Source organism: Shewanella seohaensis (genome assembly GCF_023283775.1).
Lineage (GTDB): Bacteria > Pseudomonadota > Gammaproteobacteria > Enterobacterales > Shewanellaceae > Shewanella > Shewanella seohaensis.
Genome location: NZ_JAKILE010000014.1, coordinates 47,933 through 72,944, shown reverse-complemented (window position 1 = coordinate 72,944; position 25,012 = coordinate 47,933). Strand labels below are relative to the sequence as shown.

Annotated in this window: 18 protein-coding genes and 1 tRNA gene; 6 read left to right on the top strand and 13 right to left on the bottom strand. The window is 44.8% G+C overall.

All coding sequences use genetic code 11. From position 1 onward, the window contains the following. Position 1 precedes the first annotated feature (1 nt). From L2713_RS15905 to radC, 3 genes are all read right to left on the bottom strand, one after another. Entirely contained in the window at positions 2-556 is a 555-nt protein-coding gene (locus tag L2713_RS15905) for a recombinase family protein (protein ID WP_007647788.1), read from the bottom strand. Positions 557-939: 383 nt separating this feature from the next. Continuing rightward, complete coding sequence (locus tag L2713_RS15900; RefSeq protein WP_248968541.1) at positions 940-1,377, bottom strand: DUF2787 family protein; 438 nt, start codon at positions 1,375-1,377, stop codon at positions 940-942. After that, positions 1,374-1,856, bottom strand: coding sequence for a RadC family protein (radC, locus tag L2713_RS15895; protein ID WP_248968540.1), 483 nt, complete (start codon positions 1,854-1,856; stop codon positions 1,374-1,376). The genes L2713_RS15900 and radC overlap by 4 nt, the downstream gene beginning before the upstream one ends. A 156-nt stretch (positions 1,857-2,012) precedes the next feature. Here radC and L2713_RS15890 point away from each other — a divergent pair, with 156 nt between their 5' ends. After that, positions 2,013-2,423, top strand: coding sequence for a hypothetical protein (locus L2713_RS15890; RefSeq protein WP_248968539.1), 411 nt, complete (start codon positions 2,013-2,015; stop codon positions 2,421-2,423). Positions 2,424-2,487: 64 nt separating this feature from the next. Here L2713_RS15890 and hepT read toward each other — a convergent pair whose 3' ends face one another. Beyond that, a complete protein-coding gene (hepT, locus tag L2713_RS15885) occupies positions 2,488-2,916 on the bottom strand; it encodes a type VII toxin-antitoxin system HepT family RNase toxin (RefSeq protein WP_144374539.1) in 429 nt (142 codons plus the stop codon). A gap of 15 nt (positions 2,917-2,931) precedes the next feature. After that, positions 2,932-3,330 carry a type VII toxin-antitoxin system MntA family adenylyltransferase antitoxin gene (mntA, locus tag L2713_RS15880; protein ID WP_248968538.1) on the bottom strand — a complete coding sequence of 133 codons (399 nt, stop codon included), beginning with the start codon at positions 3,328-3,330 and terminating at the stop codon, positions 2,932-2,934. A gap of 549 nt (positions 3,331-3,879) precedes the next feature. On the opposite strand from mntA, the gene L2713_RS15875 reads away from it, so the two are divergent. From L2713_RS15875 to L2713_RS15860, 4 genes are all read left to right on the top strand, one after another. After that, positions 3,880-4,203: a winged helix-turn-helix domain-containing protein gene (locus tag L2713_RS15875; RefSeq protein ID WP_248968537.1), complete on the top strand. Its 324-nt coding sequence runs from the start codon at positions 3,880-3,882 to the stop codon at positions 4,201-4,203. Positions 4,204-4,349: 146 nt separating this feature from the next. Further along, positions 4,350-7,064 carry a phage/plasmid primase, P4 family gene (locus L2713_RS15870; protein WP_248968536.1) on the top strand — a complete coding sequence of 905 codons (2,715 nt, stop codon included), beginning with the start codon at positions 4,350-4,352 and terminating at the stop codon, positions 7,062-7,064. Between the two features lie 130 nt (positions 7,065-7,194). Then, positions 7,195-8,772, top strand: a complete 1,578-nt coding sequence (gene dgt / locus L2713_RS15865; protein ID WP_248968535.1) for a dGTP triphosphohydrolase — start codon at positions 7,195-7,197, stop codon at positions 8,770-8,772. A gap of 3 nt (positions 8,773-8,775) precedes the next feature. Continuing rightward, positions 8,776-9,693, top strand: a complete 918-nt coding sequence (locus L2713_RS15860; RefSeq protein WP_248968534.1) for a hypothetical protein — start codon at positions 8,776-8,778, stop codon at positions 9,691-9,693. Between the two features lie 103 nt (positions 9,694-9,796). Here the strand turns inward: L2713_RS15860 and L2713_RS15855 are convergent, their stop codons facing one another. The 5 genes from L2713_RS15855 to L2713_RS15835 form a co-directional block, all read right to left on the bottom strand. Continuing rightward, complete coding sequence (locus tag L2713_RS15855) at positions 9,797-11,173, bottom strand: site-specific integrase (protein WP_248968533.1); 1,377 nt, start codon at positions 11,171-11,173, stop codon at positions 9,797-9,799. A 72-nt stretch (positions 11,174-11,245) separates the two neighbouring features. After that, a complete protein-coding gene (locus L2713_RS15850) occupies positions 11,246-11,611 on the bottom strand; it encodes a DUF6538 domain-containing protein (RefSeq protein WP_248968532.1) in 366 nt (121 codons plus the stop codon). Between the two features lie 139 nt (positions 11,612-11,750). Then, a tRNA-Ser gene (locus L2713_RS15845) sits at positions 11,751-11,838 on the bottom strand. 203 nt (positions 11,839-12,041) lie between these two features. Beyond that, entirely contained in the window at positions 12,042-14,036 is a 1,995-nt protein-coding gene (locus L2713_RS15840; RefSeq protein ID WP_248968531.1) for a methyl-accepting chemotaxis protein, read from the bottom strand. A 255-nt stretch (positions 14,037-14,291) separates the two neighbouring features. Continuing rightward, positions 14,292-14,924 carry a YchE family NAAT transporter gene (locus L2713_RS15835; protein ID WP_011622460.1) on the bottom strand — a complete coding sequence of 211 codons (633 nt, stop codon included), beginning with the start codon at positions 14,922-14,924 and terminating at the stop codon, positions 14,292-14,294. Positions 14,925-15,241: 317 nt separating this feature from the next. Between L2713_RS15835 and adhE the strand changes: the two genes are divergently transcribed. Next, positions 15,242-17,842, top strand: a complete 2,601-nt coding sequence (gene adhE / locus L2713_RS15830; RefSeq protein ID WP_248968530.1) for a bifunctional acetaldehyde-CoA/alcohol dehydrogenase — start codon at positions 15,242-15,244, stop codon at positions 17,840-17,842. A gap of 501 nt (positions 17,843-18,343) precedes the next feature. On the opposite strand, the gene L2713_RS15825 is transcribed toward adhE, so the two are convergent. The 3 genes from L2713_RS15825 to L2713_RS15815 all read right to left on the bottom strand — a co-directional run bounded on the left by L2713_RS15825 (position 18,344) and on the right by L2713_RS15815 (position 25,004). Continuing rightward, entirely contained in the window at positions 18,344-18,877 is a 534-nt protein-coding gene (locus tag L2713_RS15825; RefSeq protein WP_011622458.1) for a cell division protein ZapC, read from the bottom strand. Positions 18,878-19,077: 200 nt separating this feature from the next. Then, entirely contained in the window at positions 19,078-20,097 is a 1,020-nt protein-coding gene (gene pyrD / locus L2713_RS15820; RefSeq protein ID WP_011622457.1) for a quinone-dependent dihydroorotate dehydrogenase, read from the bottom strand. A gap of 62 nt (positions 20,098-20,159) precedes the next feature. Next, entirely contained in the window at positions 20,160-25,004 is a 4,845-nt protein-coding gene (locus L2713_RS15815) for an NAD-glutamate dehydrogenase (RefSeq protein ID WP_086904709.1), read from the bottom strand. Positions 25,005-25,012 lie beyond the last annotated feature (8 nt).

The following is a 25,012-nucleotide window of genomic DNA, read 5'->3' as shown; positions in this document are numbered from 1 at the left end:
ACTAATCCTTAGATGTTAACTGTTTTGCTATCCGTTGAACGCTGGACAAGCTGATATTCAACCTCTTAGCCACTTCTGGCTTAGGCAAACCTTCCGCAAGCAATGGGGCTGCTTCTTTCGCCTTAGTGATTGCCGTGGGTTTACGTCCTTTATATTTTCCCCGCTGTTTTGCGAGTGCTATCCCTTCCGCTTGTCGCTCTAACATTAGCTCTCGCTCAAATGTTGCGATGGCACCTACCATAGTCAGCATGAGCTTGCCTGTTGGGGTTGCTGTATCTATGCCTAGATTCTGGATTTGCAGTGAAACCTGTTTCTTGGCCAAGAACTCAGCTATCTCCAACAAGTGACGAGTGTTACGAGCAAGCCTGTCGAGCTTTGTGACAATCACAATGTCACCCTCTCTGACAAACTCGAGCATGAGTTGCAGTTGTGGACGGTCATCCTTTGCACCACTTACCTTTTCTTGGAACACTTTGTCGCAGCTCATCAATGCCTTTAGCTGGGCATCGAGGCTTTGTCCCGTGGTCGAGACTCGGGCATATCCGATTTCTGCCATGTATGACTCCTGTTCAATAGAGCAAGGTATACTGACCAAGCCCTTCAAAAGGTCGAAAACGACCCATGTGACATGGTGTTTGAGGTATTTCTCAACGTGTCACATGGGCTTGGTTTATTGGTTATTAATACAAGGAGTTACTCAGCTTCTTGATCTGAGTCACTCCCTTCGTTTTCCCATCGTTCCTCGTCTGATAAATACCGCTCGACAAAGGCTTGGATGAGGATCGGCACTATGGTCAGTAGTGCAGCTTTAGCGACCTTCTTGAGTAACTCGCTAATGATGTTTCTCCTGTATGGCTGGCATTCAGGCAGCCGAAAGCCCACCACATGAACCCATGTAGTGATTTTCTGCTTTGTTCTGAATGGAATCGTGTGGGGGGATCAGTCCCAGTTGATGTTTATCTGATAAAGATCATCAACCACATAACTTCTGAAGTTGGCTTCCCATAACCGATAAAGACCACTGAAATGGCTTAGCGGGTGAAATCCAACATAAGCCTGATACCCTGAACCCTCAGCGAAATTGAAGTCGATGTCCTTTTCGAGTTCTGGGTAGTATCGGCCTTGGTAGGCAAAGTCGGTGATATAGCAAACTTGCCACATGCTGGTGGCCTGTGAGTATTCCAAGCGGATTTCGACTGGATGAAAGCCACCAGCATCGGCTGAGTAACTAGGGTCACGAAAGTTAACCGTCACACCGTTACTCACAATTGGCGGCAGATTCTTGAGGAGTAACCGCCGAATGATTTGCATCAAGCTTAATGTCATCGGCAATAAACTTCTCGCGGCCTTAAGATCTATCTGAATTGTGGTGGTCATATCCAGTCCCTCTCAGCAAAAGACACTACTTCATGGTGCCCAATCACTAGATGATCTAAGGCTGGAACATCAATAGTTGCTAAAGCTGTCTTTAAACGCTCTGTAATGCGTCTATCGGCTTGTGATGGTTCAGGTATGCCAGAGGGATGGTTATGGGCAAATATCGCAGCAGCGGCGTTTCTATGCAGGACCAATTTTACCACCTCTCGAGGATAAACTGAGGCGGCATCAATGGTGCCAAAGAAAAGCTCTTCATAGGCAATCAAACGGTGCTGACTATCAAGCAATAGTACTGCAAAAACTTCCCGCTCATAGGCGGCCATCCTCAGCCTTAGATAGTCCTTAACAATCTGTGGCGAACTAAAAACCCCATGATTAACTCCGAGGCTATAGCGAGTCTCTAAGATGGCTATTGCCTCCCGAATAACTGAGTCTTGAGCGTTATCGTGCTGTTGATTCTTGAATGTATGAATAGACATATTCTCTCCTGTGCATTTGATTTACATCAGGTTTCTTATGCCTTAGTTCATGGTGAAAAATGACGGTATAAGTGAGTTGAAACGGTTACCCACCGATTAAAATAGAAATATGGGGGTGACATATTATGCCCCACTCAACTTTCATCGGAGAAAACCATGCAAAACGAACAAGCCCTACCTTATCCAGTATTACTTGTAGAAGGCCGTTTTACCCCTGAAACCAGAAATCATCAGGTTCAAGAAGCCAAAGAGTGCCAAGGCCTTTTCTTTACTGCCGAGATTGTCCCTGATAAACGTGGCACCGATCAGAAGATGATGCACCTTCAAGGGGAAGTGGCAATGGGGAACGGTGTCTTTAGGGAACCAGAGGCAATCAGGGCGTTTCTTATCGATAAAGGCTTTATCCCTGAATCCATTTTCGTAAATAAGGATGGCACTCTGTACGCTACACACCCGCGAGAGCATTTACCTTTCATGCACTGGATTGTCAGGTTGTTAGTCCATTTTCAGACATTTGGGGAGTGGCTTGCGGTAAAGTACTGGTACGGTGATTACCCTGATAAATAATCTCATTCCCTTGATAGACTCACCTATCCAGCCTTTAGGTGAGTCTATGAAATCCAATCAAACATTAGCTATTCTTCAAAGATAACCATTCTAGTCCCTGCTCCGCAAAGACAAATAATCTATCGCTGTAACCTTGAGAAATCACACTGCGGATTATCTCAGGGTCGATATTCAAGTAATCATGTACCAATGCATTACGAAGACCTATCACTTTACGCCAGCCACTCAATTCATCAGCTGGTTGTGCCCCTCGTTGACACAGGATCTCAAATGCTTGATAAGCATCCTGAGGACTATGCCCTGCAAGGGCCTTAGCCCAATGTTTCGCAATGCCAATGCAAGCTTCAATAGAGACCTGTAACGTCCTCTCAGCGGCACGATATTCGAGATTCGATAAGGGACGTTGACAGAGTAATTGGCGCAATTCTCCAAGTTCGGCCTGATACCGGCTAAGGCTTAAACGCAATGACGTGATATAGGCATTATCCGACATGATACAGCAGTCCCCTTATTGGCTCTGAGTTAGGTAATCGAGTTCCATTTGCGACATAATGCGGGATTCTTCTTGCATTCTTCGACCTTCATCTCGACTAAAGATTAGTTTGTTGGCGTTAATGATACCGAAGGCTAAAGGGATAGGTGCTAGATTGATATCGACAACAGACAACTTTCCTTCGGGTAGCCCCAATGCCCTTTGCCAATCCATAGCAAGCAGCTCAGCTCTAATACGTGTATCAAGCACACTCTCAGCCTTTACGGGGTCGAATGCGACGGCTAAATCCCAATCGCTATACTCGCTAGCATTACCTTTAGCTTGCGAACCATATAGCCACAAAACCGCCACCTCAGGATGGCTTGCAGCTAAAGCTCTTAGTTGGTGGAAATACTGGCTCTGCTTGATCGTCATTAGTTAGGCTGCTAGATGGTCATGTTGTAAGTGTACCAATCCTGAGTCGGAGTGAACAGGTCAGATTGAGTAACACTCCCCCTAACCTTTTGTCCATGCTCAATAATCTTCCTGCCGATTTCGCTGCCGATTTTCCTCAACACCCATTCCCACAAAACAAAGCAATCTTGCCCCTAATGATTGATTTATAGAATTACTATGCTGATTTTTATTAGATTTACTAAAAAGTACTAAAGGAAAAGTAAGTAGAAATACTTTAGTCCGTCTGCTGATTTATTGGCAGTGGATAGAGCTTAGGGGAATCGATGGTGAAGCCAATGGCAGTAACGCGAAGAAATATCGAAGTTTCATAGAGATAAGTTGTATATACCCAAAAGAAATAACCACAAAAATTTAATAGCAACAAATTCTATAAGTTATCACCCGCAATAATTCACCACTATCTCGGATTTGTCATTTTTAAGGGAAATCAAGGTGCTTAGCTCTCCAAAAGAAACACTAAATTATAGATATGGGTGTGACACATTATGTCATCCAGAGGAGATCCAAGTGCGAAATCAAGACATTAGCGAAGACAACATTATCCATCCCACTAGCAGCCATCAGGCCCCTTATCGACTGCCCTTTGAGCTGTTCAATGACCAGTTTAGGCAGACCGTTTATGAGATCAGCAGAATGCCGATTGTTGATGGCTACTTGCTAGGAGAAGAAGTGAGTCTTGCGAGTGCCTTGGTAAGACGTTGCGGTTACTCATTGAGAACGGCAAGAAGACATATTCGACGCTTGGAACAATCAGGGCTGATTGTCAGCACCCCAAAACCAACCCTTACTGGATTGCAAGGGATTCATCTCTATCGTCGATTATTCGACTAGGAGACAAATGCCCCGACGGCTCATTGCTGGAAACAATGAACTATCGGGGAAGAGCCAAAATGTAGGCTCGATGGCCAAGCAACAGACTAAATCAATTCCATATCTATTTTAGTCTGCGGCCACTCATTTATTTGGAGATGACCAACATGGCATCACAATTATTTTTTTCGTCTAATAATCAAGTAGTAAAATCTAAGCGTATCGACTTTGCGGAAGTAAAGAGCCAGTTCTTTTTACCAGAGGTAATATCAGCCGCACTTGGCACCAGCTACAAGTCATGCGGGAATGACCTCTATCACCTTGATCCTGATGAGTGTCCATTCTGTGAGCATAAAGGGTGCTTTAAGTTGCATTGTGCAGAGAGCGAAGATGAACATTATCATTGCTACTCATGTGATGCTCATGGAGATATTTTTACTTTTCTGGTCGATTTAGAGCTTGCTACATCTCCCTTAGATGCCGCCAGAAAGCTTATCCAAGGTGAAATTGAAGACATCACAGTTCTACCCGCTTCAAGAGCTAATAAGCCCAAAGTTGAAGCTGAAACAGTAGAACTTACGGCTGAACAGTTTGCTCGTCGTCAAGCCTTGTACCATGCTGCTTGGGAGTATTACTTTGAGCCAATGTTTGTCGATGGTAGCACCCCGCTCCAGTCACTTATGGATAAGCGAAAACTAAGCCAAAACGTACTAATTGGTTATGAGGTAGGTTACTCTCGCGGGGCTCTTTGGCGTCATTTAATTGAGCATAGATTCACGCTTGAGGAAATGTACGCATCAGGGCTCGTTAAGGAAAGTCCTCAATCACCACATGATTTCTTTCCTAGGGGTGTCTATATCTTCCCGCATTATGATGAGACTGGGGCGATTTGTCGTTTCACCTTCAAAGACCCTGAGAAAAAAGTGGCATACCAGCTCTCTAAACTGTTTTGGCTGAACAATATCCAGTTTTATGGGCAACATACGATGAACCAGCAAGGTACTGTCGCAATTGTTGAGGGTGAATTTGACTTACTGGCTCTAAAGGATCATGGATGGCAAGGTCCTGCAATCGCAACAAACGGGCAAATTAGCCAAGCACAACTGGAGTGGATTAAGGAAAAACTGCATGACAGAGATGTAGTGACCTTCTTCGACAGTGATGCCGCAGGTGATAAGTACAGAGAGAAGCTAGCTCAACTTGGTTTACCATCACTTATCCAAGTCACCTTACCAGAAGGCCAAGGTAAGGATATTGATGATTATTTGCGGCAGGAAAATGCTCTTGGTATCGAAGCATTAGTCGAACAATTCGGTGTTGCTGTCACGCAAGAATCGAATCAGGAAACTTCTGAATCGGCACAGGATGAAAGCCCAACTGTCCACCAGCAAGCTAAAGAGCCTAAGCAACTCGATTCACCTTTTAATGTTTTTGATGAGAACACGCTAAATGATGTGGGTAATGCGGATAGACTGGCAAAATTAACTGACAGAAAATTATTCTATGTGCCAGAACTCAACTGTATGTATGTGTTTGATGAGCAGCGTTGGAGGCCAATAGGCGATAAAGAACTGGCACTAGCTCGATGTATTGGTGAGGGAATTATCACTCAAGCAAATCGTATGCTAGAAGATCCAGCAACAATTAAGGACAACGCCAAACGACAACAAGTAGAGAAGTTACTGGCGTTTGGTAGACAGTCGCTAAATCGCAAAAAGCTTGCCGATATGTTGGAAGTTTTTAAATCTAGCAACCAGATTTCGGCAAAAAACTTTGATGCAGACAACATTCTAATGGGGATTAGCAATGGTGTGCTCGATCTTGCAACCGGAAAACTGCTTGCTGCGAGGAAGGAGATGTATATCAGCCGTTATAGTGATATTAGTTACAAGCAAGACGTCACTTGTCCACGTTGGCTTCGGTTTATCAATGAGATCACCTGTGGCGATGTCGAGTACGCTAAATTTTTGCAGCGAATGGTAGGCTATATCCTTACTGGACGGACTGATGAGCAAGTTTTGTTTTTCCTCTACGGTCATGGCTGTAATGGTAAGAGTACCTTTATGAATATCATTCAGCGGCTAATGGGAAGCTATTATCATCAGATAAGCAGCGATGTCTTACTGCAATCGAATAACAGCGGTAAGGGCCCTAACCCATCCTTAGCCAAGCTAAATGGTAGCCGACTTGTGGTTGCCAATGAGTTACCCGAAGGCTCTCGAATGGACGAGAACCTAGTAAAGTCGATGACAGGTAATGATGTAATTGTTGCCCGCCAGCTGTATGCCAAGGTAGAGCTTGAGTATATCCCCATGTTTAAGCTCATCATGGTCGGCAACCATAAGCCCGTCATTCGAGATACCAGCCCCGGCATGTGGCGACGGATGATTTTACTGCCCTTTAACGCCAGTTTCAGCCAGCAACAAATGGACCCGCAATTAATGGATAAGTTGTATGCGGAGCTATCAGGAATCCTTAATTGGGCACTTGAAGGCGTTCAGATGTGGCTAAAGGATGGCATTAAGGCATCAATCCCTAACTCGATTAAGTCTGGAATTGCCGAATATCGCCATGAGTCAGACTTACTTGCGATGTTCTTAGAGGAATGTACAGGCAAAGGTGATTTTGTGTATACCGATGAGCTTTATGATGCCTTTAGGAAGTGGGCTGAACGGGATGGAGACTGGAAAATGACCCGTAATATCATGACCAAACGGCTGGTGGAGAAAGGCTTCGAAAAAGGCCGCCACAATAGCAAAGCCATGATTAAGGGGATTAAGTTGAAGTCTGCGTTTGATGATATCCCTGAGTCAATACCAGAAGCTAGCATGGGGATGAGGCATGTAGCAGTTACTGTTACTCCAGAAAGCTTCAGCGTGTAACGGGTATACACAGTAAGACAAGAGAGGTTTAGGACTTCTTTTGTCTTTTGATGTGAGTAGTCTCACTAGCAAATTTTACAGATATGTATACTATTTCCTCACTATTATTCTGATTATATGGAGCATAATTTTGAACTGGGACAAGTTACTGCATAACGGAAGAAGAAAAGACAAATCGGATTCAGAGTTAACTTTTGGGAAGGAAAACTGGGGATTAAAGGAACAAATTAGTGCCCGAGAGGAGATCGAAAGGGACTTTGATAGGATTTTATTTCTTGCCCCTACTCGTCGTTTAGCAGATAAAACCCAAGTTTTTCCATTGGAACAAAATGATAGTGTTAGAACCAGATTAACTCATTCATATGAGGTTTCCAATTTAGCCAGAAGCGTTGGTACCCAACTAGCTTATGACTATGCGAATTTATTTTCAGATGAAGAAGGTCTGAAACGAGAAGGTAAATTAACACGTACTTTGCCATCCCTATTAGCTGCAATAGGGTTAGCACATGACTTGGGAAATCCACCTTTTGGTCATCAAGGTGAAAGTGCGATCCAAGATTGGTTTGCTACTAATGCAGAGATGATTTTCCCCAAAGAAGATGGAAAAATCTCGCACATATACAATGACTTTATACAATTTGATGGAAACTCTCAGACAATTAGATTGTTGACCCAACTACAGGTTCTGAATGACAAATTTGGGATAAACCTAACTTATGCCACACTGTCTGCAATGCTGAAATACCCACAATCATCGGCGTATGTAGCAAGAAAAAATGAAGCGATTCAATCATGGACAGAAGAAAACAAAAATAACTCGAAGGACTGTCCTTATTCGAAAGCCACATGGAAAAAACATGGCTATTGCTATTCTGAAGCAAGAATTATAGAAGATGTTTGGGCTGAAACTGGGTTGGCAGAAGGGATAAGACACCCACTTACATACATAATGGAAGCATGTGATGATATTGCTTACTCAGTCCTTGATGCAGAAGATATTATCAAAAAAGGGTTAGCCTCTTTTCATGACCTGATAAACCACCTTAAGCATTATATGGTATGTGAAAGAGATAAAAGTAATATCGATACGGACGTTGGTAAAGAGCAACAAGAGACCAAGCTTGCGGTCATCGACAGATTAGTCCAAAAGAGCGTAACAAAGCACTACGACTTCTCTAAACCATCCTTAGATTTAACTCCCGCAGAGTTGAATGACGTAAGCATGCAAATGTTCAGAGTTTTTGCAATGAACGAACTAGTTGCATCCGTTACAACGTCATTTGCTCAGAATTTAGACCGACTGATGTCAAAAGACAAACCGATAAAAGACCTAATGTCCCTTTGTGACGCTAGTATACTATGTGATGCACTGAAGGATTTTGACAAAAAATGGGGGTACAAAAATAAATCTGTCCTAAGATTAGAGTTGGAAGGACACAACTACATACACAACTTGATGGACATGCTTTGGATTGGAATTCATGGTAGACTAAACAAGTCTGACCCAAAGAAATCAAAAACTCCATTTGGTGAATATGCATATGGTCGTATTTCAGAGAATTACAGGCGAGTTTTTAAAGACGAAAGTAATAGCCTTCCCAACGCCTACAAAGAAGCTCAGTTACTTACAGATGCTATCTCTGGCATGACTGATAGTTATCTAATTGATTTACATAACGAACTTAAAGCTTTGTACAAGAAACCTTGAATCATGAAAAATCATGCAGCGCCACACAAAGATGCTCTTAAGAAGCGTGTAAACCGCTTCTTTCAAAGTTCTACGCAACTAAGAGCTGATGTATATGGTTTTGTGGACGCTGTGACAGAAAACGATCAATTTGATGTATATGTCTTTGGCGGCTTAGTTCGTGACATTGGACTATTTGGTCTACGTGATTTTAGTTCTGATATTGACTTAGTTGTTGAAACCGATAGGAAATCGCTAGTAAATGCCTTATCCAAGCTAAACAATCAGACGGTAGTTGAAAACAAGTTTGGAGGCTTTAGAATTGCACATGGAGCTTGGTGCTTTGATATTTGGTGTGCTAGAGATACTTGGGCAATAAAAAATAGACTAGTAAAGTATGATGATATTACAAGTCTACTGAAAACGACTTTTTTGAGTTGGGATTCAGCGCTATTTGATGTTAGAAAACAGAACCTTATTTGTAATAATGACTATCTTGAAAATTTAGTAAATGGTAGTCTTGATATCGTTCTTCAGGACTCTCCAAATGAATTGGGCTCTATGGTTAGACTGACTAGAGCTATATATGGAAAGGGAGCTAAGGAACTGAAAGTTAATGCTTTAGATACTCTAAAGACATACTTTAAGAAGTATTCATTTGAAGAAATCATTTCTTACGAATGTCAATCTTACTCGAAGCTATTTTTAGATCTTTCCAAATTAGAAAGTCTTAGAAATGACGTTGAATCTATGCCTAGTGGTTCTTCATTGAGAATAAAAGATGTACAGCTTGCATTGCCTTTACAAGACATTGTAAGTGTTCCTAATACATTACACACTAAAAATATTAGAAATGGCCTTCATACGAGTAGTCAATTGAGCTATAGAGCCCAAATGGGAACCTCAATAGCAAACTATCAATTAACGCTCACCTTAACTTAGATGTAATCATAATACTTATCATAAAGTTACATATCATTTCGCTTTTGAATACAGTAATCAACTAAGGCTAATACTAAGCCTTAGCGATTACGCTGTGGTATTGTTATGACTCAAGACACCACTTCGGAATATCTAGCACTGGCATCTTATCAATCGCTTGATGTAGCTCTGCGTAGATACCATAGTTACGCCCCGTACTGCCAGCATTTGAGTGCCCTGTTATCGCATTTTGGACATCCTCTCGCATGACCTTTCTGGCTTCGGTGATAAAGCGATGGCGGAATGCATGTAGCGGTTTTAGGGCGTTAAAATGCTCGATATCGAGTGTCATAAAGGCATCTTTCAGATAACGTGCAACCGCGAGGTGATACTTAGCCCTCTTATTGGCCTTAAGTGATGGGAATAATCGCCCTTCTGCTGGCAAGCTATTCAGGTAATCCAGCAGCCCTAACTGAATAAGAGCCTGACAAACTGGCACCCTTCTCGACTCCCCCGTTTTAACGGATTGGTCATCGCGTAGCTCCTGAATATGGAAATACCATTGCTCGCTATTATCGCTATCTTGTTTGATATCTTTCACGTAAAGCTGAGCAATCTCCTCTGCCCTTGCTCCTGTATAGGCCAGAATAACAGGCAACCAGTAAGGAGCTTCACCGTATCTTGCCTTTTGAGCATAGGTACGTTGCCTAAAGAGTGGCAGGGAGAAAATCTTTGTCAGTTCCGCATTTGAGTAGCCCGGATCTCTAATCACCCTCACCGTTTCTTTGCCGGGCGATACTTGATGGCAAGGATTCTTCGGCAAGATGTCTAACTTGACAGCCTGTTGGAAGTAGCCCGAAATCAGCTTAAGTTCCTTGTCAGCAGTATTGATACTCACTCGAGCCAATCCACGCTTATCAGCGATATCGATTTGCTTCTTGAAGGATAATGCTCGTATCTCTTGGCTCGGTTTACTCGGGCAACGGATGATCCAATTGAAGAAATTACGCATGTCTAGCTTTTGGATTTGACCAATAGGTTTATCGGCAAAAAACTCTATCAGTCGCTCACAAGGGCGATTGCGGTCACCTTGCCATGATCTAAAGGCAACCTCTGAGCTCACAATCTTCTTCTGATTATTCACCCAGTCAATCAGTTGTGAAACGCTAGAAGATGCAGATAATTCACCTTCTCTTTGTTTGCTTGGAGTTGTACTGCTGGTGGATATATCGACAAAACCTAAATCCTTAAGCTGCTGTAACGCATCACCGCTCGGATCTGTCGGTTCGATATTTGTATCAGGTAGATTTGGCTCAAAGCCTCGTTTTAGATCCCGCCGAGTGAGCCCTTGTTTACGCCGAGCGAGTTCTTCATGGTCGATTGCAGAATTACAGAGCCTGATACAAGCTTTTGCTAATTGGGTAGCAAGATACAGTCTTACTGAATGTTCATGGAGTTGACATTGTGAAAGTTCAAGAGCTTCATCAATAAATGCACTCATGTACCGCACAAAGAGTTGTTCTTCTGCCTGTTGACGGCTTGTGCCTCTTGCAGCATAGAGCACTACTAGCGGCTAACTAAACCACTCCGTCATCGCTTCGAGTCCATCGGGAGTCTCGAGCAGATATCTTGCTTGAATGTCAGCCAACCTCAGCCGACCATGCTCACGAGCCACCCAGTAGCTGACAATAGTATCTAACTGAGCAGGCGTTATTTTCAGCTCGTTCTCTTGATTATCATAACGTGACTGAGCCAGAGCAATAATAGACTCGAACTCCGCGATCACTTCAGCAGCCTTTGCTTTGGCTTCATGGGCATCTTGAGTTTTTAGGCTTCGCTTAAGCTCGGATTTGTCATCAAGGAACGGACGTAAATGCTTAGGAACACCCTTGCGGATTTTCCAGATTCCAGACTCTGGATCGCGGTATGGTTGAGTCATAAATGCCATCGTTTTGTACCACCCTTTTGTACCACCTTAAGGTGCCAAAGGTTGGTAAGCCATTGGATGAAGCAACTATAATTCATAGGTTTATGATAGAAAAGAAAAAACCCGACCATATGATCGGGTTCTTAGAATGTGGCGGTGAGAGAGGGAGTCGAACCCTCGATACGTTTCCGTATACACACTTTCCAGGCGTGCTCCTTCGGCCACTCGGACATCTCACCAGATTGTTGTGATTCGTTTTACGTGTTAATCATCCACGCTGCTACAACGTTATAAGCTTTACTCGTAAGCTTTCGTCGTTAACGGAGCGGTACTGTACGCAAAAGCCTGTGGGTGGTCAAGTAAAAAAGAGTTGATTTCAGGCGGTTGCGCAATTGCTAAACAAACCGCCTGATAAATTGAGATTTATGTCCGACTTTCGCCGTTAATTGACGTTGAACTTGTTCACTTCCTTGGACATTAACGCCGCGTCGTAGGTCAGTGCCTTGGTCAATTCCCGTAATTCATCCGAAATCCTCTGGGTATTGAGGTAAATTTCACTGATCTTCAATGCATTGCGATTCACATCCTCAGACACGGCTGACTGCTCATGGGTTGCCGTGGCAATTTGCTCATTCATGCGGTCGATAATATCCACTTGCTCGACGATACGTTTAAGCTCAATCCCCGCCTGCTCGGCTTCGTGCACGCTGTTATTGGCCTGCGCAAGTCCGCGCTCCATGGCTTTAACGGCAATGCTGGCGCCCGATTTCAGTCGATCCGTCATATTCTTAATATCCGAGGTCGAGGTTTGTGAGCGCTGCGCGAGACTTCTCACCTCATCGGCCACTACGGCAAAGCCCCGTCCCATCTCGCCTGCCCTTGCCGCTTCAATCGCCGCATTAAGTGCGAGTAGATTTGTTTGTTCGGCAATGCCGCTGATCACATCGAGTACCACCACAATACCGTGGATTTCACGGTCGAGTTCATTAATAGCTTTAGAGGCGCCATCAATATCATCGGCTAAAGCCTTAATCGCGGCACTGGTACGACCCACTTCGATATTACCCGCTTTCGCCTCATGGTTCGCCGCGGTGGAGGCTTCCGATGCATTAACGGCGTTACTGGCGATTTCTGCCACTGTCGCACTCATCTCTGTCATTGCAGAGGCCACTTGCTCGGCCTCACTGTGCCCTGCCATCACATCTTGCTCCATTGCGTGGGTGCACACATCCATTTGCTCTACCGCTTGCTGTAACTTGCTGGCACTGGCACGCACTTGCAGGATCACACTCTCGAAATCATTCATCATGTCGTTGAATGCAATGGCTAATTCCCCAAATTCATCCGAGCTGTTTTGGGTTAAACGCACACTGAGATCATAATGTTTTCTGGCTTTTGTCACCGTCGAATACACATGGTGCACACTGTCGTGTAGGTAACGGATAACCGACAGACTCAACAGCAGCACTAACACTAACACCACGGTTAATGTCACGAGCACGAAGAACATATGCTCGTTGGCTGTGTAGAGTCGGTCTGTGGTGGTCTTAACCAGATCGGTTGAAACTTCTTGCTCAAAATCCCGTAAACGGTCGATACGCGCTGTGGATTTCGCAAACCAGTCCTCAGGGTTTTGTTGCTGAATTTTTTGATTGTCTTGGTCGATTGCTATTTGTCTCAGGGCTTCAACTTCTTTAACTTCGTTACCACTTTGCAGCTGACGAATACCTTCGACTAGATTAGGCGTGGCAAGCGCCAAGAAGCGCTCCAGATAAGTATTTTGCTCAGAGACCAAGGTTATAAACTTGGCATAAACCTTAGGTTTAAAACCTGCTTGACCGAAGGTTGAACTCAGTACCGCACGCTCAATCCCCGCCCGCTCCTTCATTTGTAGATAGGCACTGAATGCCGCTGCCTTAATGGCAATTTCTTGGTTAGCGCCCGCCTTTGCCGTTTCATCGACTATGGCTAATAACTGTTTATTGAGATCGGTGTAATAGGCCACTTCATCGGCCACACTGATGGATAAACTGTCGATTTGCGAACGGATCCCCGAAAGGCGACCAAGCTGAGTGTTGATCTCCCGTAATTTAGGCGCAAACACTTCGGGTAACGCATTGTTTGAAATGAAATCTTGGAATTGTTTTAACTGGCTATCCGTCAGTTGTCTTTGACTTGGGATTTTGCCTGCAAAGGCTTTACCCGCTGAGCCAATAAAGCCTGCGCTCATGCCACGCTCTTTTTGTAGCTCATGCACCAGATTACTGTTGGTGACCGCCAATTCACTCAATTGGACGATAAGCTTAAGCTCTTGGCGATACTCATATTTTTCAATGAGAAACAAAGCACCATATAAAAAACATGCAAATAAGGGCGGCAATACAACCATGAGTAATTTTTGTTTCAAGCTGAGGTTGCCAATCCATTGCCATTTCATAGTGATTTCCTTATTAAAGCGAGGTTAAGAGATAAGACAAAATAGGTATAGCATAGGATTTACGCGAGAACGACCATTTTTACCTAATTTAGCCATTACTAAACACCTAAAAAACAGATGCTTGCATAAGCTTTTTCGGCGGTACCCCATCTTCTACAGATAATAAACTGTGTGAGAAATAGAGATTGAAAAAGTATCAATTGCAGATACACAACCAAAACAAGGGAGGACATACTCCTCCCCCGATAAGGTCAATTAGCTAAAGAGTTGTGGGAACAGCCCTTTAATACCAGCGGCAATCACCTCAATCCCGATCGACAGCATTAATAGCCCCATCAAACGGGTAATAACGTTAATGCCTGTTTTACCAAGAATTTTGTAGATGATTGACGCCATTCTGAACAGGGCGAAACTCACCAAGCCAAAAATGATCACTGTGATAAACATCGCCACAAAATTGGAGAAGGAATTATGCTCTGCGGCAAACACGATGACCGAGCTAATCGCACCGGGGCCTGCCATTAACGGCAAGGCTAACGGCACCACCGCCACGGACTCCATCGCCGAAGATTCGCGGTCTTCCTCTTGGTTGCGTTTTACTTCACCCAATTTACCCTGCAGCATCGACATCGCAATAATGGCGATCAGTGTGCCGCCGGCAATCCTAAAGGCCGAGAGTGAAATACTAAACATATTCAAAATATGTTGTCCCGCCACTATGGTCACTAGCAGGATCACCACCACCGCAAAGTTAGCCACTTTACCCGTATGGTTACGCTCGGCTTCGGTTTGATGACTGGTTAAGCTCACAAACACTGGCAACAAACCAATGGGGTTGATAATGGCAACGAGGCCAAGAAAAAATTTAACGTAAAGTGTTAACTCCAAGTTGCTATCCTTATTGAGCGTGTCACGCCAATTTCATCAAACTAACCGTAAGGGCAAGTATAGTAGCTTAAGCACAGATGACTGAAAAATGAGATTTTTGAGGTTAAATCACAAGTTTGAGTAATAGCTGCTGGCAATCCTCGGCGGATTCTAAGCCAAAGAGGGTAAAACAGATCATAGTTACTGTATCTTTATTACATAAAAGCGCCAAACTGATTGGATGATCACACTTTCACTGCGGCTTTAGGTGTAATTTTTTACCATAAAGAAGATTTAGCGAATCGCGCATTCCCTAAATCTTTTTAGGAGTCTTAATCATGACAGTAACTAATGCTCAAGAACTGGATCTCATGGTCGAGCGCGTCGCCAAAGCGCAAGCCGAATATGCCAGTTTTAGCCAAGCACAAGTCGATGCGATTTTCCGCGCCGCCGCACTGGCCGCCGCAGATGCCCGCATATCACTTGCGAAAATGGCCGCCGCCGAAACCCGAATGGGGGTGATTGAAGACAAAGTGATTAAAAACCACTTTGCCTCCGAGTACATTTACAACAAGTACAAAGATGAAAAGACCTGCGGAATTTTATTCGAGGACCCCACCTTCGGTACTATCACTATCGCCGAGCCCGTGGGCATTATCTGTGGGATTGTCCCCACCACAAATCCCACCTCTACCGCCATCTTCAAAGCATTGATCAGCCTTAAAACCCGTAATGCGATTATTTTCTCCCCTCACCCAAGGGCGAAAGTCTCGACCACCACAGCGGCTAAACTGGTGCTAGATGCCGCCATTGCCGCTGGTGCGCCCAAGGACATTATCGGTTGGATTGATGAGCCCAGTGTGGCGCTTTCCAATCAATTAATGACCCATCCAAAAGTGAACCTTATCCTCGCCACAGGTGGCCCAGGTATGGTGAAAGCCGCCTACTCCTCCGGCAAACCCGCCATTGGTGTCGGCGCGGGTAACACGCCAATTGTTATTGATGAAACCGCCGACATAAAACGCGCGGTCAGCTCGATTCTGATGTCTAAAACCTTCGATAACGGCGTCGTCTGTGCCTCAGAGCAAGCGGTGATTGTGGTCGATAGTATCTACGAGCAAGTCAAAGAGCGCTTCGCGACCCATGGTGGTTATCTCTTAAATGCCGCGCAAACCGCTGCAATGCAACAAGTCATCCTTAAAAATGGCGGCTTAAATGCCGATATAGTCGGCCAAAGCGCCGCGACCATAGCGCAAATGGCGGGCATTGATGTCCCCCACACCACCAAGGTATTGATTGGTGAGGTCACCGATATCACAGAGGCCGAAGCCTTTGCCCACGAAAAACTCTCACCATTACTTGGCATGTACCGCGCCGCCGATTTCAATGACGCCGTCGATAAAGCTGAAGCCTTAGTTGCCTTAGGCGGCATTGGCCATACATCGGGCTTATATACCGACCAAGACACTCAAACCGAGCGGGTGAAAACCTTTGGTTTTAGAATGAAAACCGCGCGTATTTTAATCAACACCCCAGCCTCGCAAGGCGGAATTGGCGATCTGTACAACTTTAAACTCGCTCCCTCGCTCACTTTAGGTTGTGGCTCTTGGGGCGGGAACTCGATTTCCGAAAACGTCGGCCCAAGTCATTTAATCAATAAAAAAACCGTCGCTAAGAGGGCTGAAAACATGCTGTGGCACAAGCTTCCTTCGTCTATCTACTTCCGCCGCGGCAGCTTACCCATCGCGCTTGAAGAATTAAGCGATAAAAAACGCGCCCTCGTAGTGACCGACAGATTCCTGTTTAACCAAGGTTATTGCGACGAAACCTTAAAGATTTTAAAAGCACAGGGCCTTGAAACCGAAGTCTTTTACGAGGTGGAAGCCGATCCCACACTTGCGACCGTACGCCAAGGTGCCAAAGTCGCCAATAGTTTTAAACCCGATGTGATTATTGCCTTAGGCGGTGGTTCGCCCATGGATGCGGCCAAGATTATTTGGGTGATGTACGAGCATCCCGATGTCGACTTTGCCGATTTAGCGCTGCGTTTTATGGATATCCGTAAGCGTATCTATAAATTCCCTAAAATGGGCGTAAAAGCCACTATGGTGGCAATCCCCACCACATCAGGCACAGGCTCAGAAGTCACACCTTTTGCCGTAGTCACCGATGAACAAACCGGTAAAAAATACCCCATAGCCGACTATCAACTCACCCCAAACATGGCGATTGTTGACCCGAATCTGGTGATGGATATGCCTAAATCCTTAACCGCTTTCGGCGGAATCGATGCTATCACCCACGCGCTCGAAGCCTATGTCAGCGTGATGGCGAATGAGTACAGCGATGGTCAAGCCCTGCAGGCACTTGATCTACTGTGCAAATATTTACCCGATGCTTATCAGCTTGGCGCCGCATCCCCTATAGCCCGTGAAAAAGTGCACAATGGTGCGACCATAGCCGGTATCGCCTTTGCCAACGCCTTCCTTGGGATCTGTCACTCCATGGCCCATAAACTGGGCGCCGAGTTTCACTTAGCCCATGGACTCGCCAATGCGCTACTCATCAGTAACGTGATCCGCTTTAATGCGACCGACTTACCCACTAAGCAAGCCGCATTTAGCCAATACGACAGACCCAAAGCTTTGTGTCGTTACGCGGCGATTGCCGATCATTTAGCCTTAGGTGGAAGTTCAGATGCGGAAAAAGTCGAGAAATTGCTGGAAAAAATCGAGCAACTCAAGAAGACGCTGGGCATTCCAGCATCTATCCAAGAAGCGGGAGTTAACGAAGCCGACTTCCTCGCCAAACTAGACGAGCTCGCCGAGGATGCCTTCGATGACCAATGTACTGGCGCCAACCCTCGCTACCCTTTGATTAGTGAGCTAAAACAGCTACTGCTCGACAGCTACTATGGCCGCCCATTTACTGAGCAATAGCACATTAAAATAGTGCATTAAGTAGTCACTGAAATTGACAGGGCTTTGTTTCCTTAGCGATATAGGTAAACAAAGCCCATTATTCACTAAAGTACCGACAAAGAAATTTGAAGATATATTCAACTGGCCAACTTATCTTAAGTTTACAAATCGAATGAATCACCTACTCCCAAGCTTATTGTCTATCCTATAGTTTATTAACACCATTTCTAAGATAAATGGAGAGTGAGTCTAAAGTGCTCATATCTATATTTACCCCTATCTCTTGCGTTCAAAACGTCGAGACAACGAGTATCACTAAAGCCTACGATTTGGATTAACGAGGAAGTATAACGCTGTAGATATTCTAAATTGACCTTTCAGTAAATCATGTCGATTTATAGGGTAAATGAATAGTGTCAGATGAGCGGAAAACCGTGCGGAAATAATCAAAAAATACCAAGCTAAGTTGGCAATAGCTCGAAATAAATAATGACGGCCAAGACTTGGCTAGGCCGTCATTTAGGCTGCGACAACATGGCGCTGTACCCTTAATGGATGCAAGCGATTATGCATCACCTTAATAGTTTCAAATTGCGTCATGGTTTTAGCACCGGATAACACACATTCTGGCGATAATAGCATCACCAATGCGGATTGTAGGGTGTTTTCGATGACTAAGACTAATGCACGTTGTTTTTGGCATTTAAGCTCAAAGACTTTACCCACATCGCTAAATACGCACACATCGCTGCAATCAAAAAACCATGATTTTGGCATTTGCGGTGTCAGCATAAAATGCGCGGCTGTCGCATTTAGGGCGATTTGCACTATAGCAGCATCGGTAAGGGATAAGGTTTTCGGCAACTTGTCGAGCAAGCTCATATAGAATTTGGCGTGCGCAATATTAAATTCCATGCTTGATAAGGCATCAGGAATTAATGATTTTGCTTTATAAGCCGTCAGAAATTCTATCTCGGAACCTAACGAAACGCCTAATACACCGTACGAATCGTTATATTTCCAGTGCCAATCCTTTTGTGGCAATAATAACATAACGTTTACCTACTATTTGAACACTGGCACATCATAGTAGATATTTTATTCAATATCAAAATAAAAATATAAAAATACAGATTAGTTAACAATTACTTAGTAGATCTATTTAAGGATCTTAACTGCGTTCCAATGATCGTTTTAGATCGCAGTCAAGATAAATGATCGTAATTTAGATCCCTATTGATATCTAAAGATCATTATTTTAAGCGGTAAGCTTCAACAATTTCTTTAATTAACTTTGGACCTTGGTAAATAAAACCTGAGTAAATCTGTACCATAGTCGCGCCCGCATCAAATTTAGCTAACGCATCTTCTGCACTGTTAATTCCACCCACACCAATGATCGGGATCTGACCATTTAAACAGGTGGCTAATTGTTTGATCACTTTAGTTGAAAGCTCAGTCAATGGTTTACCACTTAACCCACCACTTTCATTGGCATTCGCAAGGCCGCTAACACCGTCACGGGTTAACGTTGTGTTAGTCGCAATCGCGCCATCAAACTTGTTTTTAATCAAGGATTGAGCAATATTTTCGATTTCTTCCGTGGTTAAATCAGGCGCAATTTTAAGGGCAATTGGCACATATTTTTTATGTTTCTCGGCCAACTCAAGTTGCTTAGTTTTTAATGCGCTTAATAATTCGTCTAATAGATCGCCATATTGTAGCGATCGTAATCCGGGTGTATTCGGTGATGAAATATTCACCGCAATATAGGCAGCATAGGGATAGACTTTGTCCATGCAGATCAAATAATCGTCTTTCCCCTGCTCTACTGGCGTGTCTTTATTTTTACCAATATTGACCCCAACCATGATATCGGTTTTCTTTGCGATCAAATTTTTGACCAGATTATCGACACCCTTGTTATTAAAGCCCATGCGATTGATGATCGCCTTTGCGGGTTTTAATCTAAATAAACGGGGTAAATCATTACCGGGTTGTGGTCTTGGGGTCACTGTACCCACTTCCACATGACCAAATCCCATCGCATGAAAGGCATCTATCGATTCGCCATCTTTATCCATACCTGCGGCAAGGCCGACAGGGTTTGGAAAAGTCAGTCCCATAAAGCTGACGGGCGCTGGCGCAATATTCTGGGCATAAAACGCATTCAATGGACTATTACCTGTCATTTTCAGGCTGCCAATGGCTAAATTATGCGCTCGCTCAGGATCCATCTGAAACATGACTTTCTGTGCGATTTTATAAAACATGTATTTTCCTCGACCTAAAAAAAGCCCCGGCGATCGCCAGGGCTTCTGATTGTTATAAAAGTTTACTTATGGCCTTCGCAATGAAGGATCAGAAGGTTCAGTTCACGCAGGGCGACAGAGAACTTAGCAAACTCATGGCTTTGCGACGTTTTGAAGTCAGCGAGCATATGGAACCATCTTTCCAGTAGCGCTTGATTGGTATCAATCCACTGAGAAATAACGCTTTGAGCGTCACAGGTTGCACTGCATGTTCTTAAGACCACTGACGTCAACGCACGTTGTTGCCAATCCAACTCTTCCCTAAAGGCTGCACGAGCCAGTGCTTGCCAATGGTTTGCCACAGGCTGTGCACTGATCTGCTCTAGGAACCAGTGCAGCTCAACGCGGGCACCGAGTTTGAAATATGTCTCGGCAACGAGCTCAACTGTTTTCTCTTCGGCTTGGGCAATTTGCGCAATATCCAGAGCCGAGAACAGTGTGCTCATGTTAGCCACGACGGTCGCCACATTCTGAGGCACGTTCTCTTTGATAAGAGCGTTGATCTCAGCTTGGATACCCGCCGCTTCTTCTTCTACCAAGTAAGAATGAACATTCGCTTTGATTTGTTCAAATACAGGTTTGAAGAAGGCTACAGTTTGCTCGATGCTCCAAGTACGGTTGCGGTGACGCAGGAACCAGCGGCATGCACGGCGCATGTTGCGACGTAATTGATGCAGCATTTCGCCCTGAACCACAGCAGGAACAATACCGTTTAAGTCAGTGATCGCTTTAGTTAATTCAGCTAAACCAAACACTTCGCGAGCCATAGTGTAACAAATTGCCGCGTCGGCAACTGAGGCACCAGTCTCATCTTGCATACGTTGAACAAAGTTCAGACCCATGTCGTTGACCAATTCGTTGGCCAGTGACGTGGCAATGATTTCACCGCGCAGTGGGTGCGTCACCATTCTGTGGCTGTACAGTTCCTGAAGTTGTTTCGGGAAGTAAGCAATCAACAGTTGGCTCAGCAGCGTGTCTTCGGTGATTTCTTGAGTCAGTAACTGCTCTTTCAGTACCATCTTAGCGTAAGCCACCAGTACCGATAGCTCAGGACGCGTTAAGGCGCGGCCATTGGCTAAACGTTCTGCCAGCTCTTCTTCCGATGGTAAGAATTCTAAGGCGCGGTCTAACTTGCCTTCTTTTTCCAGATACTGGATAAAGCGAATTTGCTCTTTTAACTGCTCAGCACCGCGGACTTGGGTGACCGAAATCGTACGAGTTTGATCTTTACAATCCTGCAGTACGATTTGGCCGACTTCTTCGGTCATCTCTTCCAGTAAACGGTTACGTTGCTTGAGTGTCAGTTCACCCTCAGCCACTAATGCGTTTAATAGAATTTTGATGTTAACTTCGTTGTCAGAGCAGTCTACACCACCTACGTTATCCACGAAGTCAGTGTTGATACGACCGCCGTTTGCCGCGTATTCAATACGACCTAACTGAGTACAACCTAAGTTACCACCCTCGCCCACGATCTTGGCGCGCAGTTCGCGACCATTGACACGCAGTGCATCGTTAGCGCGGTCGCCCACTTCTGCATGGGTTTCGCGTGATGACTTAACATAAGTACCGATACCACCGTTCCAAATCAGATCCACTGGCATTTTCAGCAGTTCTTTCATCAGCTCAGTCGGTGTCATCGACGTCTTTTCCGTTTCCAGCATTTGCTTCATTTCAGCAGACAATGGAATCGACTTAGATGAACGCAGGAAGATACCGCCGCCCTTAGAAATCAGCTTGCTGTTGTAGTCTTCCCAGGTTGAACGTGGCAGCGCGAATAAACGGGCACGTTCTTCATAGCTGGCAGCTGTATCTGGATTCGGGTCGATAAAGATATGCATATGGTTGAATGCAGCCACAAGTTTTGTGTGCTTAGACAACAACATACCATTACCGAATACGTCACCGGCCATGTCACCAATACCTAAACAGGTAAAGTCTGTGGTTTGACAATCGATACCCACTTCGCGGAAGTGACGTTTAACCGATTCCCAACCACCTCTGGCCGTGATCCCCATTTTCTTATGGTCGTAACCGTTACTACCACCCGACGCGAACGCATCGCCTAACCAGAAGTTATATTCTTGCGAAATGGCGTTAGCGATGTCAGAGAAGGTGGCAGTCCCTTTGTCTGCCGCGACCACTAAATATGGATCATCTTCATCGTGACGGACTACATCTACCGGGTGAACGATTTCACCGTTAACGATGTTATCTGTGATATCGAGCAGTGCACGGATAAAGATGCGGTAACATTCTTGACCTTCGGTGAAGAAGGCTTCGCGGCCACCTTCAGTAGGCAGTTGTTTACAAACGAAACCACCTTTCGCGCCCACAGGCACGATTACGGTGTTCTTCACTTGTTGTGCTTTTACTAAGCCAAGCACTTCGGTACGGAAGTCTTCACGACGGTCAGACCAACGCAGACCACCACGAGCCACTTTACCGTAACGTAAATGCACACCTTCAACCCGTGGCGAATAAACGAAAATTTCGAATTTCGGCAGCGGACGCGGCATTTCAGGAATTAACGAAGGCATGAATTTAAACGAGATATAACTCTTAGATTCGCCTTTGGCATCCAGTTGGTAGAAGTTAGTACGCAGCGTGGCGTTAATCAGATCGAGGTAACGACGGATAATACGGTCATCATCTAGGCTCGATACTTCGTCTAAACGTAGGTTGATCTGCTCCATAAACTTGCCCAGAGTACGGGTCTTCAGTTTTGGGTTGAACTTACGGATAAACATTTTCACCAACAAATCAGCGATTTGTGGGTAACGGCCGAAGGTTTCTTCGATGTAAGCTTGGCTGAATGTCGCATCGATTTGACGCATGTACTTAGCGTAAGCACGCAGTACTGACACTTCACGGCCAGTTAAACCTGACGCCAGAATGATGCGGTTAAAACCGTCATCTTCTAATTTCTTTTGCCACACTTGAGAGAGTGCAGTTTGGAATCTGTCTTGGCTGTCGGCGATATTGTCGGTATTAGTGACTTTAACCGTCATTAAGAAGTCTAAGATCCAGAAGGTCGAACCGTCTGAGGTCGTCACTTCATAGGGACGCTCGTTGATCACGCGCAGACCAAAGTTTTCCAGCATCGGCAGTACGTCAGAAAGATGGATTGGCTCATCTTTATGGAACAGTTTTAAACGCACTTTGTTGTCGTTCAACGCAGCTTCCTGCGGTTGATAGAACAACATGCCTAACTTGTGTTCGTCATCCAGCGCTTCAAGCTGTTGCATATCCACAACGGCAGAGCTTGGTAATACGTCTTCTTTATAGCTTTGTTCGAAGGCGTTAGCGTAACGCTTCATCAGATGAGTACCGGCTTCTTCACCTAAGGCAGTGTTTAGCGCGGTATTTAACTTATCTTCCCACGAGCGTGCCGCTTCAATTAAATTGTTTTCAATGGCAGCCACATCTACATCCATATTATTGTTATCAACTTTGACAATGTAGTGAGTACGGGCCAGGGTTGACTCGGAGAAATACGTCGTAAACTCTACATCTTCTTTGCTGTTGAAATGCTGAGCCAGAATACGTTGAGTATCTTGGCGAAGTTTAGTGTTGTAACGATCTTTTGAAACGTACACCAAACAGGATAAGAAACGACCGAAACCATCTTTGCGAACAAAGAGTTTCAGTTTGTCCCTGTCTTGCATCTCGAGCACACCGTGCGCCGTGTGTGCTAAATCATCCACATTGGCTTGGATTAGCTCATCGCGCGGCAGGTTTTCGAGAATGTTCAGCAGGGCTTTATAGTCGTGAGAACGTGGCGTTAAACCTGAACGGTCTAATACGCGCTGGACTTTTTCGTTCAGCAGCGGGATCTCACGTGGGCTGCGGTTATACACATTTGAAGCGTACAAACCGATGAATCTGTCTTCACCGACCACATTGCCTTTCTTGTCGAAGCGTTTGATACCGATATAGTCCACATAGGCAGGACGGTGCACGCGGCTCTTGGCGCTGCTCTTGGTCAGGATCAGTAAACTGTGGTCTAAGGCTTCTTTACGGGCACTGTCAGAGAAGCTTGATAATAATAAACCTTGCTCAGGCTGAGTCTTATGGTGCTTATTCATTAAACCTAAACTAGAGGCCATATTTGGCACTAGTTCGACGTCGCCTTCAACGCGTTTTAAATCGTATTGACGGTAACCCAGTAAGGTAAAGTGATGATTATTAAGATAAGTTAAGAAGTTAATCGCTTCTTCTAACTCTTGCTTCTCACCTGGGAATGGACGCTTAGGTAAATCTTTAATGGTCTCACTCAGCTTAGCTGACATCGCGCTCCAGTCGTTGACTGATGCGGCCACATCACCCAGCACAGATTGGATTTCGCGCTCAAGGGCTTTGATATCCACACTGCTGCTTTGACGGTCGATTTCAATCAGGAAAACGGCAACGTGTTCAGTGCTGTCAGGGCTTTGATTCAGGTAAGTGACTTTAGTTACATCCTGGGCTGAACGCTCAATCGCCAGCGGAGTGTGTAACATCATGTGAGCGGTAATACCCATACGATTCAATGCCATACCAACTGAATCTACCAGGAATGGCATGTCAGGTTGGATAACTTCAATGATCGAATGAGTTGATTGCCAGCCGTGCTTTGACTGACTTGGATTGAATACTCTGAGGTGAGTCTCCCCTTTCGGGGTTTTGTTTAGTGCATTCCATAAACTGAGAACCGCACCATACAGGTCGCTGTCGTTACGCGCATTGAGGTCGTCTTTCGACATGTGGGCATAAAGGCAGGTCGCGAACTGTTCAACTTGCTTGGCTTGTGAATTAGGGACTTTAGCGTGAATTAAACTGACTACATTTTCAAGTAGTACTGAAGGCATTGCATCTTTCAAGGCCATGTTGCTGT

Excerpts from the sequence above, each read along its gene's own strand:
- L2713_RS15905 (WP_007647788.1), bottom strand. The coding sequence starts at position 556 with ATGGCAGAAATCGGATATGCCCGAGTCTCGACCACGGGACAAAGCCTC.
- L2713_RS15900 (WP_248968541.1), bottom strand. The coding sequence starts at position 1,377 with ATGACCACCACAATTCAGATAGATCTTAAGGCCGCGAGAAGTTTATTG.
- radC (WP_248968540.1), bottom strand. The coding sequence starts at position 1,856 with ATGTCTATTCATACATTCAAGAATCAACAGCACGATAACGCTCAAGAC.
- L2713_RS15890 (WP_248968539.1), top strand. The coding sequence starts at position 2,013 with ATGCAAAACGAACAAGCCCTACCTTATCCAGTATTACTTGTAGAAGGC.
- hepT (WP_144374539.1), bottom strand. The coding sequence starts at position 2,916 with ATGTCGGATAATGCCTATATCACGTCATTGCGTTTAAGCCTTAGCCGG.
- mntA (WP_248968538.1), bottom strand. The coding sequence starts at position 3,330 with ATGACGATCAAGCAGAGCCAGTATTTCCACCAACTAAGAGCTTTAGCT.
- L2713_RS15870 (WP_248968536.1), top strand. The coding sequence starts at position 4,350 with ATGGCATCACAATTATTTTTTTCGTCTAATAATCAAGTAGTAAAATCT.
- L2713_RS15860 (WP_248968534.1), top strand. The coding sequence starts at position 8,776 with ATGAAAAATCATGCAGCGCCACACAAAGATGCTCTTAAGAAGCGTGTA.
- L2713_RS15855 (WP_248968533.1), bottom strand. The coding sequence starts at position 11,173 with ATGAGTGCATTTATTGATGAAGCTCTTGAACTTTCACAATGTCAACTC.
- L2713_RS15850 (WP_248968532.1), bottom strand. The coding sequence starts at position 11,611 with ATGACTCAACCATACCGCGATCCAGAGTCTGGAATCTGGAAAATCCGC.
- L2713_RS15840 (WP_248968531.1), bottom strand. The coding sequence starts at position 14,036 with ATGAAATGGCAATGGATTGGCAACCTCAGCTTGAAACAAAAATTACTC.
- adhE (WP_248968530.1), top strand. The coding sequence starts at position 15,242 with ATGACAGTAACTAATGCTCAAGAACTGGATCTCATGGTCGAGCGCGTC.
- L2713_RS15825 (WP_011622458.1), bottom strand. The coding sequence starts at position 18,877 with ATGTTATTATTGCCACAAAAGGATTGGCACTGGAAATATAACGATTCG.
- pyrD (WP_011622457.1), bottom strand. The coding sequence starts at position 20,097 with ATGTTTTATAAAATCGCACAGAAAGTCATGTTTCAGATGGATCCTGAG.
- L2713_RS15815 (WP_086904709.1), bottom strand. The coding sequence starts at position 25,004 with ATGGCCTTGAAAGATGCAATGCCTTCAGTACTACTTGAAAATGTAGTC.